The sequence below is a fragment of the Duganella sp. 1411 genome (genome assembly GCF_017833525.1).
Taxonomy (GTDB): domain Bacteria; phylum Pseudomonadota; class Gammaproteobacteria; order Burkholderiales; family Burkholderiaceae_D; genus Rugamonas.
The window spans coordinates 608,506-623,514 of sequence record NZ_JAFICD010000001.1; the positions used below are offsets into that span (position 1 = coordinate 608,506).

Annotated in this window: 12 protein-coding genes; 6 read left to right on the forward strand and 6 right to left on the reverse strand. The window is 67.5% G+C overall.

Annotation, left to right across the window (positions count from 1 at the left end):
* Nucleotides 1-70: 70 nt before the first annotated feature.
* From JOD97_RS02365 to JOD97_RS02380, 4 genes are all read left to right on the forward strand, one after another.
* On the forward strand, nucleotides 71-751 hold the full coding sequence (locus tag JOD97_RS02365) for a hypothetical protein (RefSeq protein ID WP_209713015.1): 681 nt from the start codon (nucleotides 71-73) through the stop codon (nucleotides 749-751).
* A gap of 142 nt (nucleotides 752-893) precedes the next feature.
* On the forward strand, nucleotides 894-1,394 hold the full coding sequence (locus JOD97_RS02370; RefSeq protein WP_209713016.1) for a hypothetical protein: 501 nt from the start codon (nucleotides 894-896) through the stop codon (nucleotides 1,392-1,394).
* A gap of 146 nt (nucleotides 1,395-1,540) precedes the next feature.
* Nucleotides 1,541-1,975: a hypothetical protein gene (locus JOD97_RS02375; RefSeq protein ID WP_209713017.1), complete on the forward strand. Its 435-nt coding sequence runs from the start codon at nucleotides 1,541-1,543 to the stop codon at nucleotides 1,973-1,975.
* A 16-nt stretch (nucleotides 1,976-1,991) separates the two neighbouring features.
* Nucleotides 1,992-5,249 (forward strand): trypsin-like peptidase domain-containing protein, encoded by a 3,258-nt coding sequence (locus tag JOD97_RS02380; protein ID WP_209713018.1) that lies wholly within the window; start codon nucleotides 1,992-1,994, stop codon nucleotides 5,247-5,249.
* Nucleotides 5,250-5,406: 157 nt separating this feature from the next.
* Here the strand turns inward: JOD97_RS02380 and JOD97_RS02385 are convergent, their stop codons facing one another.
* The 5 genes from JOD97_RS02385 to JOD97_RS02405 form a co-directional block, all read right to left on the reverse strand.
* A complete protein-coding gene (locus JOD97_RS02385; protein WP_209713019.1) occupies nucleotides 5,407-5,703 on the reverse strand; it encodes a YciI family protein in 297 nt (98 codons plus the stop codon).
* A 32-nt stretch (nucleotides 5,704-5,735) separates the two neighbouring features.
* Nucleotides 5,736-6,353 (reverse strand): TetR/AcrR family transcriptional regulator, encoded by a 618-nt coding sequence (locus tag JOD97_RS02390; protein ID WP_229264154.1) that lies wholly within the window; start codon nucleotides 6,351-6,353, stop codon nucleotides 5,736-5,738.
* A gap of 282 nt (nucleotides 6,354-6,635) precedes the next feature.
* On the reverse strand, nucleotides 6,636-8,084 hold the full coding sequence (locus JOD97_RS02395) for an efflux transporter outer membrane subunit (RefSeq protein ID WP_209713020.1): 1,449 nt from the start codon (nucleotides 8,082-8,084) through the stop codon (nucleotides 6,636-6,638).
* The gene (locus JOD97_RS02400) at nucleotides 8,081-11,200 is read right to left on the reverse strand and encodes an efflux RND transporter permease subunit (RefSeq protein WP_209713021.1); all 3,120 of its coding nucleotides are present in this window, start codon (nucleotides 11,198-11,200) and stop codon (nucleotides 8,081-8,083) included. The genes JOD97_RS02395 and JOD97_RS02400 overlap by 4 nt, the downstream gene beginning before the upstream one ends.
* Complete coding sequence (locus tag JOD97_RS02405; protein ID WP_209713022.1) at nucleotides 11,193-12,344, reverse strand: efflux RND transporter periplasmic adaptor subunit; 1,152 nt, start codon at nucleotides 12,342-12,344, stop codon at nucleotides 11,193-11,195. The genes JOD97_RS02400 and JOD97_RS02405 overlap by 8 nt, the downstream gene beginning before the upstream one ends.
* A 138-nt stretch (nucleotides 12,345-12,482) precedes the next feature.
* Between JOD97_RS02405 and JOD97_RS02410 the strand changes: the two genes are divergently transcribed.
* Together JOD97_RS02410 and JOD97_RS02415 are read left to right on the forward strand one after the other, a co-directional pair.
* Nucleotides 12,483-13,166 (forward strand): response regulator transcription factor, encoded by a 684-nt coding sequence (locus JOD97_RS02410; RefSeq protein ID WP_209713023.1) that lies wholly within the window; start codon nucleotides 12,483-12,485, stop codon nucleotides 13,164-13,166.
* Nucleotides 13,159-14,610, forward strand: coding sequence for a cell wall metabolism sensor histidine kinase WalK (locus JOD97_RS02415; protein WP_209713024.1), 1,452 nt, complete (start codon nucleotides 13,159-13,161; stop codon nucleotides 14,608-14,610). The genes JOD97_RS02410 and JOD97_RS02415 overlap by 8 nt, the downstream gene beginning before the upstream one ends.
* On the opposite strand, the gene JOD97_RS02420 is transcribed toward JOD97_RS02415, so the two are convergent.
* Nucleotides 14,562-14,867 carry a hypothetical protein gene (locus tag JOD97_RS02420; RefSeq protein ID WP_209713025.1) on the reverse strand — a complete coding sequence of 102 codons (306 nt, stop codon included), beginning with the start codon at nucleotides 14,865-14,867 and terminating at the stop codon, nucleotides 14,562-14,564. The two genes, JOD97_RS02415 and JOD97_RS02420, sit on opposite strands and share 49 nt — an antisense overlap.
* Between the last annotated feature and the right edge of the window lie 142 nt (nucleotides 14,868-15,009).

Sequence of the window (15,009 nt, forward strand, 5' to 3'; positions counted from 1 at the left end):
TGCGTTAAACCACCTCCGGGGCGCGATGTCGTGGCAGAATGCCAGTACGATGTCGCGCCCAGGAGTGGCCATGCAGAATGTGCTGTATCACTTTCGCTTCCCCGACGGGGTCAGCGCCAGCTGCGCCGTCCCGCCCGAGGGCGAGGCGCAGACCGCCGATCTGCCCGACTGGACGGCGCTCGCGTTCGAACAGTGCCCCAACTGCCCGTTATCGCCCGCGACCACGCCTCGCTGCCCGATGGCGGTGCGCTTCATCCCCCTGATCGCCATGATCGGCAAGCTGCGTTCCTATGAGCAGGTCGAGGTGCGGGTGCAGACGGCCGAACGCAAGGTTGGCAAGGTGACCACGGTGCAGCGCGGCGTGGGCGCCTTGATGGGGCTGCTGGCGGCCGGCAGCGCCTGCCCGCACGCGGCCTTCCTGCGGCCCATGGCCCATTTCCACCTGCCGTTCGCCTCCGAGGAGGAAACCATCTACCGGGCGGCCTCCACTTATTTGCTCAGCCAATATTTCCTGGCGCGCCAGGGCGGCACGCCGGACTGGGAGCTCGACGGCCTGAAGGCCCGCTACATGTCGCTGCAGATCGTCAACGGCGCGATGGCCCGGCGGTTGCGCCACGCGGTCGACGACGACGGCGCGATCAACGCGCTGATCGTGCTGGACCTGCTGGCCAAGGCGCTGCCCTACTCCATCGACGAGCAGCTGGACGACATCAAGGCCATCTTCCTGGCCGCCAGCGTGCCCCCGGCATAGCCCTACGGCGGCGTAGGGATTTCCTCACTTCGTTGCGTGGCGCAGACTAAACACGCGCTGAAACTGCCCGCATGGCTTGAAATATTGATTTCCCAACGGTACATTTTGAGGACAAAAATGCTACCTATAAAGGAGACTATCCATGCACCCCCGTCGCGCTTTCCTCACCACCATGGCGGCGCTGGCCGCGTCGTTGCCGGCCAGGCCGCTGTTCGCGCAAGCACTGGGCAAGCCGTTCATCGCGTACGACGACGGCCTGCAAAACGGCTGGCAGAGCTGGAGCTGGGCCAAGGTTCAATTGGCGCTGCCCATCGGCGGCGCCAAGCCGATCAAGGTCGAGGGCGATCCGTGGAGCGCGCTGGCGCTGCACCACGACGCCTTCCCGACCGAGGGCTACAGCAAGCTGACGTTCAGCATCAATGGCGGCGGCAAGGGCGGCCAGGATTTGTCGATCAAGGCCTCGGTGGACGGCAAGGCGGTCGAGTCGGGCGTCGTGATCCAGCCGAAGGCCAAGACCTGGACCCAGGTCGAGGTCACGCTCAAGGAACTCGGCGTCGAGGGCAAGACGATAGACGGTATCGTTTGGCAGGGGCAGGCAAGTCCGTATAGCGCCTATTACATCACCAGGATACAGTTCGAATAACACGCCGCACCATCCGTCCCATGTGATTCCGCTACCCGTCGCGTCCTTGATGTGACGCAGGCCGCCATGCGTGGGCCCACCTATGATGAATATTCGCGTCCGGCTTCCTGGTCAGCGGCCGCCATCATTTGTGTGGGAAAACCAACATGAACGCCAACGCATCGAAGACGCTGCGCTACTCCGTCAAATTCGTCTGCGGCACCCAGCATGAAAGCTGCGATTGCCCTCCCGTGCGGCCCGGCCGCTACGCGACCCAGATCAGCATCCACAATTACTCCAACGAGCCGCTCGGCGTGCGCAAGCGCGTCATTCCGCTGGTACTGGCGGGCGCGGCGCTGGGACGCGAGCCGAAAATCGGCACCGCGCGCGCCGAGGACGCCATCCAGCTGCCGCCGCACACCGCGACGATGGACGATTGCTGCCGCATCACCGAGCTGCTGTTCGGCGCGCCGGTGGATGGCGAGCCCGCGCTGACCATCGGCATCCTCGAAATCATCGCGCCGCGCGACGTCAGCGTGACCGCCATCTACACCACCGACCAGGCCATCGACGTGGTGGTCGTCGACGGCCAGCCGGTCTAACCAGGAGGGAAGCAAAATGTCCCATATCACAGGCATCGTTCAAGTACTTGGCGCCCCCGTCACGATCGGCCCGGACAGCGGCGCGCCGCCCTCCTCGCCCGGCGTCTGGGCGCTCGACTTCGCGCACGCGCCGGCGCCCGGCGGCACCAAGCTGGTCATGCTGCACTTTCAAAACGTCAACCTGCCCGGCGCCAACCGGCTCGAGGTCGACCTCGGCTACGACACCGACGTCTTCACCGCCGCCGACGGCGGTACCTTCTGGACCCGCCCAGTCAACGTGTTCGCCTTCGCCGGCGGTACCATTCCGGTGCGCTACATCACCGACGGCGCGCCGGCCGGCGGCGCCCAGATCGACCGCTACGGCCGCGGCGAGCGCCACGCCGGCGGGCCCGGCCATCCATCGTTCTCCAACAGCGATCCCTTCCTGCCCGATCCGGTCTACACCGAGCCGACCTACGATCCGTTCTGGTTCTGCGCGCCGCCACCGAACTGGGAGAACGTCCACTGCATCCCAGACGGCGATTTGCGCGCCCAGGTCGCCAAAAGCGTCGGCATGATCGTCTCGATCCATCAGCCCGACGTCTATTCGCCGGTCGAATACGTGTCCACCTGCACGGTCACGCTGGTCGACGCCGACAAGGTGATCTCGGCCGGCCACTGCCACTCGCCCGACGAGGCGCTGACCAGTTCCGTGATCTTCAACTACGAAACCGACTGCGCCGGCAACCGCCTGCCCGGCTACAGTCCGCGCTTCCACAAGGTGCGCGTGGCGCTGAAGTACCGCTACGATTCCGGCTACGACTACAGCTTGCTGCAACTGCGCACCGCGCCGGCCGGCATCGCGCCGCTGCAACTGCGCGCCGACCTGCCCGGCGTCGGCGAACAGGTGTTCGGCATCCACCATCCCAACGGCGCGGTCAAGAAGATCTCGCTGCCGCACGCGTCGTTCGCCACCGTCACCGCGCGCGACGCCTTTGGCATCCGCGTCGGCACCGCCTTCCACGTGTCGGGCGGCAGCTCCGGCTCGGGGCTGTTCGACGCCGCCGGCCGTATCGTCGGCGTGCTGTCGAACGGCGCGCCGTGTTCCGGCTCGCAGTTGCTGTACTTCCCCACCGCCACCATCCTGACGCAGATCGCCCCGGCGCCGCCGCCACCCATCACGCGCGACGTCATGCTGGTGATCGACCGTTCCGGCAGCATGAGCGAGGGCGACGGCACCGGCCGGCGCAAGATCGACGCCGCCAAGGACGCCGTCTCGCTGTTCGTGCAGCTGGTGCGCGCCGACACCGGCAACCGCGCCGGCATGGTCTCGTTCAGCACCACGGCCGGCCCGCCAACCTTCGCCATCGCGCCGGTCACCGATGCCAACAAGAATGCGCTGATCGGGCCGCCGCCTTACGCGGGCGGACTGGTGGGCACGCTGACGCCGGGCGGCGCCACCAGCATCGGCGAGGGCCTGGACGCGGCGCGCGCGCAGTTCCCGATGCCGGGCGCCAACCCGCGCGCGATCCTGCTGCTGACCGACGGCCTGCAAAACCGGCCGCGCTCCATCGAGGAGGTCGAACCGGCGCTGGCCGGCATCGACATCCACGCCATCGGCCTGGGCTCGGACTCCAATCTCGACGGCACGCTGCTCAGCGCGCTGGCCGCCGCCCATGGCGGCTTGTACACGCGCGCCAGCAGCGGGCTGGCGCTGCTGAAGTTCTTCTCCCAGGCGTTCGGCAATATCTTCGAGGCGGGCGTGCTGCTCGATCCGGAGTCCGACCTGCCGGCCGGCCAATCGGCGCAACCGCTGACGTTCCGCGTCTGCGGCGAGGAGCGGCTGACGGCCGTGGTGGGCTGGGACCGCACCGACACCAACCTGATCGTGCGCCTGCGCACGCCGGGCGGCACCATCGTCGATGCCGCCACCAGCGGCGTCGAAAGTCAGCTGGGCCGCAACTGGACCTACCTGCGCGTGCCGCTGCCGCAGGGCGGCGAGCGCGATGGCGCCTGGCAGGTGGAGGTGCTGCGGCCGAGGGGCGGCGGCGAATTCCCGCCGCCGACGCCGGCGCTGCGCTACTTCGTCAGCGTGATTCCCGCCGGCGGGCCACGGCTGCTGCGCGAGCCGGAGGAACATGCACGCGGCTACACCGGCGACACCATCTCGCCGCTGCTGCGGCTGCGCCAGGCCGACGGCAGCTGGCCGCACGAGCTGGCGATCGAGCTGACGGTGCTGCGGCCGGACGCCGGCATCGGCAACATCCTCAGCGACTCCGGCCTGGGACCGGGCGAAATCATCGACGGCGACGAACTGCCGCCGCGCCAGGCGACGTTGAAGGCGATCGAAAAGACCAACGGCAAGCCGGCGATCCATTACGTCGAGGAACATTTCACGCTCAAGGAGGACGCCGCCAACACGCGCGGCGCCTTCGAGGCGGCCGGCTCGCTCGGCATCGCGCTGCCGGACTTCCTGCGCATGGAGGGCAACTACACCTTCCACGCGGTGGCGCGCTACGGCGACTGCGACGGCTCGCGCGAGCTGGTTTGGACCATGCACGTCGATATCGGCATCGACGGCGGGCGCACCGACGTCACGGTCACGCCGATCGAGCCGGGGCCGAACGGCGAGCAGTGCCTGCGACTGACCTTCACGCCGCGCGACAAGTACGGCAACCGCTTCGGCCCGGGCCGCGCCGGCGACATGAACGTGGCCCCGCGTCCGGGATCGGCGCTGACCGGCGCGGTGAAGGACCTGGGCAACGGCAGCTACCAGGTCGACTTGTGCTGGGACATCGGCTCGGCCGAGCCGCCCGGCATGGTCATCGGCCAGCCGGGACGGCCGCCGGTGTCGGTTGGGCCGGCGGAATTCCGGCTGTATGTGTACAGCGTGGCGTTTGTGTGCGGCAGCCAGGGCGAACATTGTTGCGGCTGCGCACCCGTGCGGCCGGGGCAATATGCGACCGAGATCAACATCCACAATCTTGGCGACCGGGCGGCGCCGGTGCTCAAGCGGGTGATCCCGCTGGTGCTGGCCGGGGCCGTGCGCGGACGCGAGCCGAAGGTGGCGACGGTGGCCGCAGCCGAGGTCATCGTGCTGCCGCCGCACAGCGCGACGATGGAAGATTGTTGCCGGCTGCAGGAGCTGCTGCTGGGTTCGACGGTGGATGGCGACGTGGCCCTGACCACCGGCGTGCTGGAGATATTCAGCACGGTGGATCTGGCGGTGACGGCGGTGTACACGACCGGGCATGGTGGCATCGATGTGCGGGAGATCAAGGCGCGGACGCTGTGAAATATTCCACCTTATTCTAAACAGCGGCTGTCACTAGGTTGAGACGGCTGGCCCGGTAGCGCTGCTGCTCAAAGCTGCGGTCCCGGGTTTCGCCTGGCCTGTTGAAGAACACGGCACGGCCAGCGCGAAAGCCCGTCTGCACCCAAAAAAATTTGACTTATCCCGTGCTGTCCAGCAGGAACGCCAAACGAGGATCGACCTTGGACGGCGTGATCCCAATAACTTGCACGGTCACAATGCCATGAATAACGAACGGGTCTTGGCTTAGACGCTGATGTACCTCTGCTTCGCTAAGACCATATACGACAATTCCCCCTCCTGGCTGACCGGCCAGGTTGCCGGAGGCGAGAAAGACGCCTTCGTCAAAGCCTTGTTGAAGCCACGCCTTGTGCGCTGCCATACACTCGGCAGCGCGCTCTTTGCTACCCGATATCTTGAGCAGTACGATAAACACGGTGATCTCCTTGATGTTGGATATTCCGTCTGTCACGGTGCAGACGAAGATGGTTGGTAAACAGTGCGTAGCCACAGATGCAACTGCAGAACTTCCTGCCGGATGAATGCCTCGTCATTGAACGCATTGGCCAGGGTGGCGATGCCCTGGCTCCTGGCCAGCAGGTGCATGGCCATGCTGTCGGCATCGCGGTTGAACCCGATTTGCTCGAATTGCGTGGCAAGCCAGCGCCGGAACAATGTGAAGAGGGCACTCGCGTGAGGTAACGCCGGATGATCGAGCTTGGCGAGTTCCGTACACAAGGTGCCAACCGGACACCCGTGACGCCGGATTTGTGGGCCATTCATGGCCATCATCTCGATGAATCGGTCGATACGTTCGGTCGGCGTATGCGCTTGCGCAGCCCAGGTATCCAGCATCGCCTGCGTCTTTTTTGCACGCAGTCCAATCACCGCTTCAAGGATTTCGTCCTTGGTCTTGAAGTGGTGGTAGAAATTTCCGCGAGATAGTCCGACGACCTCAGCAATATCGGCGAATGACGTATGGTCGTACCCACGTTCATAGAACAACTGGTCCGCCGTCTCAACGATTCGCTCCCGCGTACCCTGATTTGATTTAGCCATGGGTAAGAAGGTCAGTTTTAGTGCCAAGTGTGGTCGGGGCGAAGAGATCAGGTTGCATCGAAGTTCCTTATTTACCAAGCTGGGACAATCGTCCTAACTCGATAAACAATAGGACACTCGTCCTGGAATGTCAACACCCGAGTATGAAATTGAACCTGGCTGGCGACGGCTCGCTCTATTTTCAGTTATCTGAGACACCCCTAAATCACGTAGGGCGGATTAGCGTAGCGTAATCCGCCAAGCGCCGTCGGCGGCTCATCGATGGCGGATTACGGCGTTCCGCCTAATCCGCCCTACGTGTCGATTCGATCAGTTCACGTCCCCTCCCAACGCCTGGAACAAGGCGACGGTGTCGGTATAACGCGCCGCGCGAGCCTGGATCAGCGCGATAACGCTCTGCTGATACCCCTGCCGCGCCACCAGCACATCCCGATAACCCACCGCCCCCAACTCCCGCTGCCGCTGCGCGATCGCCAGGCTTTTCCGCGCCGCCTTCTCGGCCGACGCCGTCGCCTGCAAGCCACGCGCATCCGCCTCGATCGCGTGCAGCGCGTCCGCCACATTCTGAAACGCCACCAGCACCACGCCCCGATACTGCGCCGCCGCCTGCTCGTACGCCGCCTCCGCCGCGCGCTGCTGATGCATCAACGTCCCGCCCCTGAACACCGGCTGCACCAAATCCGCGCCCACGCTCCAAAACCCGGTGCCCGCCTTGAACAGCGTCCCCGCCGTCAGCGCCGAGCTGCCCAGCGCCGCCGTCAGCGAGATATTCGGCAATCGCGCCGCTTGCGCAACCCCGATCTGCGCGCTGGCCGCGTGCAACTGGGCCTCGGCCGCGCGGATATCCGGCCGCCGCTCCACCAGACGCGCTGGCACGCTAAGCGGTAAAGCCTCCGCCAACGCCAGGCTGTCAAAGTCCACGCGCTCGCCCACGCCGTCACTGGGCAAACGCCCCGCCAGCACGGCCAGCAGATCGCGCTGCTGCGCCACCTGTTTTTCCAGCGGCGGCAAGCCCGCCTCCAGCTGGGCCAGCGCCGCCTCCTGTGCCGCGACGTCGGCCGCGCCCAACTGGCCGGCGCGTTGCTGCTTGCCGACCGCGTCGAGCTGCTTGCGGGCCGCGTCCACCAGTTCGCGCATGGCGTCGAGCTGCGCGCGCAGCGACGCCTCGCCGATGACCGCCGCCACCAGGTTCGACGTCAGCGTCAGTCGTGTCGCCTCGCGCTGAAAGCGCGCCACGTCGGCCTGCGCGCCGGCCGCTTCAACCTGCCGCCGCGCGCCGCCGAATACGTCCGGCACATAGCCCACGCTCAGTTGCGCCGTATGCAGCGTGTACAGATTTGTGCCGGAAGCCGTCGGACTCGATAGCGTGCGCGCCACCTGCTGGCGTGTCGGCACCAGATGCAGATCGACTTCCGGGAAGTATGCCCCGCGCTGGGCGGCCGCGTTTTCCTGCGCCACGCGCAACGCCGCCTGCGCCGCTTGCAGGTCGGGATTGGCCGCCAGCGCGGCGTCCACCAATTGGTTCAAAGGCTCCGAGCCGAACGCCGTCCACCACCGGGCCGGCACCTCCTGTCCCTCGACGAAGCGTTGAACAGCGCCGCCGCCGACCGAAGCGGACGCGGTTTCCGTAGCCAGCGCTTCGGCCGTGTAGCGCACCGCCGCCGGCGCGGCCGGACCCACATAATCGGGACCGGCCGCGCAGCCTGCCATCAGCACCGCCGACAATAGCGCAGTCACTTGCGGTTGTAATTTTTTCATGCGCCCTCTCCCGTGACCGCGCCCAGCGTCACCTTGCCGTCCGGGCGTCCGCGCCGCCCGACGTGTTCTTCTATCAGGTAGTACAGCGCCGGCAGCAGCACCAGCGTCAGTACCGTGGCCGTCACCAGCCCGCCCACCACCACCGTCGCCAGCGGCCGCTGAACGTCGCTGCCCAGTCCATGCGCCAGCGCCGCCGGCACCAGGCCGAGCGCCGCCACCGTCGCCGTGGTGAGTACCGGACGTACGCGCTCGCGGGCGCCATTGATCACGGCGGCGCGCAGATCGTCCGGCATCAGCACGCGCCAGCGGTTCAAATTGGCCAGCATGACCACCGCGTTGAGCACCGACACGCCGAACAAGGCGATGAAGCCGACCGCCGACGATACGTTCAAGGTCATGCCGCGCAGTTGCAGCGCCACCAAGCCGCCCAACAGCGACAACGGCACGGCCAGCAGGATCAGGCCGGGCTGACGCAGGTTGCCGAACTCCGCGAACAGCAGCACGAACATCAACGCCAGCACCGCCGGCACGATGACGGCCAGACGCGCCTGGGCGCGCTGCTGGTTCTCGAACTGGCCGCCCCAGGTGATCTGGTAGCGCGCGTGATCGTAAGGTATCTCGCGCTCGATGCGTCCCTGGGCCTCGGCCAGGAACGACGACAGGTCGCGCCCGCGCAGGTTGGTGCGCACGGTCAGGTGGCGGCGGTTCATCTCGCGCGTGATGGTGGTCTCGCCCTCGGCCAGGCCGATGCGCGCCACCTGCGCCAGCGCCACGTGCGCGCCGTTGGCGGCGTTCAGTACCAGGTCGCCGATGGCCTGCGGATCGTTGCGGGTATTGCCGCTGAACCGGGCCGCGACGTCGTAGTTGCGGTCGTCCACGTACACCTGCGTCACCGGGCTGCCGCCGATGCCGGTCTGGATCAGCGCCATGACGTCGGCCACGTTGATGCCCAATCGCGCGGCGGCCGCGCGGTCGACGTCGATGCGCACCTGCGGCAGCGGCGGTTCCTGGTCGATGATGACGTCCTCGGCGCCCGGCACGCCGCGCAGCAGCCGCTCGACGGCGCTGGCCAGCTTGCGCGTCTCGTGGAAGTCCTCGCCGTAGACCTTGACCACCAGATCGCTGTGGGCGCCGGCCAGTTTATCGAGCACGCCGTCGATCATCGGCTGCGAAAAGCCGACCTCGGTGCGCGGCAGTTCCCGGAAGCGGGCCGACAGCTTGTCGATCAAATCCTGCTTGCTCATGCCGGACGGCCACTCGCTATACGGGTGCAAGGTCACCGCGCATTCGATGTGCGATGGCGTGAACGGATCGGTGCCCTCGTCGTTGCGGCCCAGTTGCGTGACCACGTGCGCCACCTGGGGCTCCTTGAGCGTGGCCTCGCGCAGCGCGTCCGCCATCTGCGTGGCCTTGGACAGCGAGATCCCCGGCGGCAGCGTCACCTGCAGCCAGATCGAGCCCTCGTCCAGCGTCGGCAGGAAATCGCGGCCGACGGCGCCGCCCACCACGACCACCGCCACCAGCGTGGCGGCGGCCACCGCCAGCACCAGGCGCGATTTGCCCACCAGGCGCCGCAGCAGCCCCTCGTAGCGCGGCATCAGCCATTCCAGCGCCGGATTGTGGAAGATCTTGCGCGGCTTGCGGAAGGCCTGGTAGGCCATGCCCGGGATCAGCGTCATCGTCATCAGCAAGGCGCCCAGCAGCGCGAAACCGACCGCGAACGCCATCGGCGAGAACAACTTGTATTCGATGCGCTGGAAGGCGAACAGCGGCAGATAGGCGATCATGATGACCAGCATGCCGAAGCAGGTCGGCCGCATGACCTGCAGCGTGGCCTTCATCGCGTCCTCGGCGCTCATCAAACCGTCGGCCTGCTCCTCGCGGCGGCGCAGTATGGCCTCCAGCACGAAGATGGCGCCGTCGACGATGATGCCGAAGTCGATCGCCCCCAGCGACAGCAGGTTGGCCGGGATCTTAAAGTGGTGCATCAGGATAAAGGCGATCATCAGCGACACCGGAATCGCCGCCGCCGCGATCAGCGCCGCGCGCACGCTGCCCAGGAACAGCACCAGCACCAGCGTCACCAGCACCACGCCCTCGACCAGCGTCTTGCCGACCGTGTGGACGGTGGCGTCGACCAGCGTGCTGCGGTCCATGTACGGCACCAGCTTGACGTCCTTGGGCAGCAGATGCTCGTTCAGGTCCTGCACCGCCTCGTGCACACCGGCGATCACGCGCGACGGGTTCTCGTTCTTCAGCAGCAGCACGATGCCGGACACCGTATCCGACACATGATCCTTGCCCAGCACCCCGTGCCGCTCCTGGTTGCCCAGCGTGACATTGCCCAGGTCCTTGACTAGCACCGGCACGCCGTTCTTTTGCGCGACGACGATGTTACCCAGGTCGTCCAGGCTGTGGATCAGGCCCACGCCGCGCACCACCAGGCCTTGTTCGCCGCGCGTCAGCACGCTGCCGCCCGCGTTGGCGTTGTTGGCGGAGATGGCCTGCGTGATCTGCGACAGCGACAGGTTGTACTTGGACAGCCTGGCCGGGTCGAACTCCAGCAGGAACTGCGTGCTCAAGCCGCCGAAGTTGGTGACGTCGACCACGCCGGCCGCCTGCTTCAGGCGCGGCACGACCTTCCAGCGCTGCAGCTCCGACAGCTCGCGCAGGCTGCGCGTTTTTGATTCCAGCGTGTAGCGGTAGATTTCGCCGATCGGCGACGTCAGCGCGTCGAGCGACGGCTGCGCGCCGTACGGCAGGTTGACGCCGGCGATACGCTCCTGCAGGCGCTGGCGCGACCAGTAATCCTCGGCGCCGTCCTGGAACACCACCGTGATCAGCGACAGGCCGAAGGTCGACTTCGAGCGCATCACGTGCATGCCGGGCGTGCCCATGATCTCGCGCTCGAGCGGGATGGTGATCTGCTGCTCGACCTCCTCGGCGGCCAGGCCGTTGACCTGGGTGACCACCTGCGAGGTGGTGTCGGCGATGTCCGGATAGGCTTCCAGCGGCAGCTGGGTCCAGCAATAGCCGCCGTACAGCGTCACCAGCAGGAAGATCAGCGCGACGATGCCGCGCCGGTTGAAGCACAGGGTGACGAGACGCTCAATCATTCAGCAGCACTCCATCCTTGACGACGATGCGTTCGCCCGCCTGCAGGCCGCCCAGCACCTCGACCTGCTGGCCGATCTGCGCGCCCAGCTTCAACTCGCGCGGCACGAAATTCCACGGCTTGACCTCGACGAAGGCGCGGCTGGAAAAGCCGCTCTGCACGACCGCGGCCATCGGCACCAGCATGCCCTGGTGCGCGCGCGACAGCAGCGTGGCCTCGGCGAACATGCCGGGCTTGAGGCGGCCGTCGCGGTTATCGAACGGCAGACGCACCTTGACCGTGCGCGTGTCCGGGTCCAGCATCTCGCCGACGTAGCGCACCTGGCCGCTCACCGGCTCGGCGTAGGCGTCCACCTTGACGCTGGCCTGCTGGCCCACGTACACCCGCGCCAGATCCTTTTCCTGCGCGTTGGCGCTGACGAACACCCGCGACAGGTCGGCCACCGTCATCAGCGGTGCGGTGGCGTCGTTCCAGTAGGCCCCCTCGGCGGCGGCCAGTTCCACCACGCGGCCGGAGATCGGCGATCTCACTGCCAGCTTACCATCCGCCAGCTTGCCGCCGGCCGCCGCGCCGGCGCGGGCGCCGGTCTGGCTCAGGCGCGCATCGGCGCGGGCCGACTCGCTGGCCGCTTGCGCGTACTCGCTCTGCGCCTGTTCCAGGTCGCGGCGGACGGCCAGCTCGGACTTGTCAAGCTCGCGCTGGCGTTCCAGGTTGTGCGCGGCCAGGGTCAACGCCGCCCGCGCCTTGGCGGCATCGGCGCTGGCCAGCGCGAAATCGGGCGCGTCGAGGACGAACAGCACCTCCCCGGCCTTGACCGGGTCCCCAAGCTGTTTGTTGAGGCGGACGATGCGTCCGGCCAGCGGCGGCGCGATCTTGACCAGGCGCGCCGGATCGGCCTCCACCACGGCCGGCAGCGTGAACGGCTGCGCCACGCTTTGCTGCGCCACGGGAGCGACCGCCAGCGAGCGCCGCAACGGCGACCGCTCCGGGATCAGCAGCACGTCGCCCTGGTGGACGATGGCGGCGGAGGGCTCCGGCGGAGCCTCCTTGGCGTGCAGGCCCAGCAGGCCCCAGCCCGTCAGGCCGAATGCGGCCAGGCCCAGCAGGCCCGGCAAGAGTGCTTTACGCAGCGATGTTGGTGTCATGATTTTCTCCCTGGACGCGCCGTCAGCATCGGACGGCGCCGCCATGGTACGAAAATTTGCTGCACTGCATCCTGAATTCTTCTTCAGGAAAGGCCCCGGGCAACGCTGCTATACTTTCGCTCTTGCTGAGGGCGTTCCATGCACATTCTGTTGGTAGAAGACGATCACAAAGCGGCCCGGCTGCTGGCGCGCGGCCTGGAAGAGGAAGGTTTCCTGGTCGTGGTCGCCCACTCGGCCGAGGAAGCCGCCGCCCACGCGGTGGACCGGTTCGACATGGCCATCCTCGACTGGATGATGCCGGGTAAAACCGGCGTCGCCCTGTGCGCCGAATGGCGGCAGGCGGGCCATCGCCTGCCGGTGCTGATGCTGACCGCGCGCGACGCCGTGGCCGACCGCATCACGGGCCTCAATACCGGCGCCGACGACTACCTGACCAAGCCGTTTGTGTTCGACGAACTGCTGGCGCGCGTGCGGGCGCTGCTGCGGCGCACCGAACGGGTCCGCCCGGCGCTGCTGCGGGTGGCCGACCTGTGGCTCGATCCGGCCACGCGCGCGGCCGGGCGCGCCGGCGCCGGGTTCGACCTCACGCCCAAGGAATACGCCATCCTGGAGTTGCTGATGCGGCGCACCGGCGACATCGTCAGCCGGCTGCAGCTGGCCGAACATGTCTGGCAGGCCGACCTGATCGCCATCGACAATCTGATCGACGTCCACATGAAGAACCTGCGCCGCAAGGTCGACGCGCCGGGCCTGCCCGCGCTGATCGAAACGGTGCGCGGGCGCGGCTTCCGCCTGGCGCCGCCGGAGGCCGGCGATGCTTAGCTTGCGCCGCCGCCTGGTACTGGTCCACCTGCTGGCGATCCTGGTGGCCGTCGGCGCCACCGCGACGGCCGGCTGGTGGTTGTTGACGCAGTCCGTCAACCGGCAGCTGGACGGGGCGCTGCTTGCGCTGGCGGAGGCCGAAGTCGCCATGCTGGCCGACGGCGACGCCAGCGCGATCCGCGTCCACGAGGCGCCCACGGGCAGCGCGCCGCCATCGCTGACGCGCATCGACCGGCTGGTGCAGATCATCGACGGCGACGGCCGGATATTGGCCCGCAGCGCCAACCTGGGCTCCGAGCGGCTGCCCGTCCCGCCCGCGCTGCTGGCGCGGCTGGCGGCCGGGCAAACCGCGTTCGACACGCTGCCCGACGCCAGCGAGGAGCCGCTGCGCATGGTGTCGCTGCCGACGCGCGTGCGCGGCCAGCGCTACGCGGTGCAGGTGGCCGGCTCGCTCGACGACGTCAACCAGATCCTGCGTTCGGCGGCCATCCTGTTCACGGTGATGGCGCTCGCCCTGCTGGCGGCGCTGGGCTGGGCCGGCGCGCGGCTGTCCAGCAAATTGTTCGTCGCCATCGAGAACATCGTCGACCAGGCGCACGAGATCGAGGAGGACAATCTGCACCGGCGCCTGCCGCATCCGGGCGGCGACGACGAGATCGGCCATCTGGTCACCACCTTGAACGCCATGCTGGAGCGGATCGAGCATGCGTTCGACACCCAGCGCCGTTTCACGGCCGACGCCTCGCACGAACTGCGCTCGCCGTTGTCGCGGCTGCGCGCCGAGATCGAGATCACCCTGCGGCGTCCGCGCGACGGCGGCGACTACGTCAACGCGCTGCGCTCCTGCCTGGACGAGGTCGAGCGCCTGACCGCGCTGGTCGAGGAATTGCTGCTGCTGGCCCGGATCGACGCCGGCCAGCAGCGCGGCGCGGCCGAGATGGTGCCGCTGGCCACGCTGGCGCGCGAGACCATCGAACGCATGGCGCCGCAGGCGAAAGAGCGCGGCGTGGAGATCGTGCTCGACGACGAGTTCAATGGAATCGTCGAGGTCGACCAGGCGCCGCTCGCGCTGGTGCTGCGCAATCTGCTGGACAACGCCATCAAGTTCTCGCCGGCGGGCGGGCGCATCGTCGTCGGCGTCGCCAAGGGCGGACACGGCGCGCTGCTGACGGTGGCCGACCAGGGGCCGGGCGTCGCCGAGGCCGAACTGCCGTTCCTGTTCGACCGGTTTTTCCGCGGCAGCGACGCGCGCGCCGGCGGCATCGCCGGCGTGGGCCTGGGCCTGGCCCTGTCGCAGGCCCTGATGCGCGCCCACGGCGGAAAAATCGAGGTGTCGAACAAAGCCGGCGGCGGCGCGTGCTTCACGGTGTGGCTGCCGTCGCTGGCCCTGTCGCGCTACTCGTCGATGGTGACCAGGAGCCGCCTGGACGCCGGCGCCTCCTGACGCGCCGGCGCCGCCAGCGTGAACTGGCTGACGATGTGCGACAAGTCCCCGGCCTGGCGCTGCAAGTTTTCCGCCGACGCCGCCGCCTCTTCCACCAGGGCGGCATTATGCTGGGTGCCTTCGTCCAATTGTGCCAGCGCCTGGTGGATCTGGGCGATGCCCGCGGTTTGTTGCTGGCTGGCGGTGGCGATCTCGCCGATGATCTCGCGCACCTTGCCGACGCTGCCCACCACCTCCTTGCGGTTGGGGCCATTCAACAGCGGTCCGAGGTGCCGGCGCGGGCGTGGGCGCGTCCACCGGGGACCATACCGTTAATCCGGTTTCATATGGGAAAGGCAATAATCACCGATTCCATAAGGATTTTTCCCATGGGCAATGTAAATTTTCGCGGCCGGCGCC

Coding starts and splice junctions, on each gene's coding strand:
- JOD97_RS02400 (WP_209713021.1), bottom strand. CDS start 11,200: ATGATTGAGCGTCTCGTCACCCTGTGCTTCAACCGGCGCGGCATCGTC.
- JOD97_RS02375 (WP_209713017.1), top strand. CDS start 1,541: ATGAACGCCAACGCATCGAAGACGCTGCGCTACTCCGTCAAATTCGTC.
- JOD97_RS02410 (WP_209713023.1), top strand. CDS start 12,483: ATGCACATTCTGTTGGTAGAAGACGATCACAAAGCGGCCCGGCTGCTG.
- JOD97_RS02405 (WP_209713022.1), bottom strand. CDS start 12,344: ATGACACCAACATCGCTGCGTAAAGCACTCTTGCCGGGCCTGCTGGGC.
- JOD97_RS02395 (WP_209713020.1), bottom strand. CDS start 8,084: ATGAAAAAATTACAACCGCAAGTGACTGCGCTATTGTCGGCGGTGCTG.
- JOD97_RS02370 (WP_209713016.1), top strand. CDS start 894: ATGCACCCCCGTCGCGCTTTCCTCACCACCATGGCGGCGCTGGCCGCG.
- JOD97_RS02415 (WP_209713024.1), top strand. CDS start 13,159: ATGCTTAGCTTGCGCCGCCGCCTGGTACTGGTCCACCTGCTGGCGATC.
- JOD97_RS02380 (WP_209713018.1), top strand. CDS start 1,992: ATGTCCCATATCACAGGCATCGTTCAAGTACTTGGCGCCCCCGTCACG.
- JOD97_RS02365 (WP_209713015.1), top strand. CDS start 71: ATGCAGAATGTGCTGTATCACTTTCGCTTCCCCGACGGGGTCAGCGCC.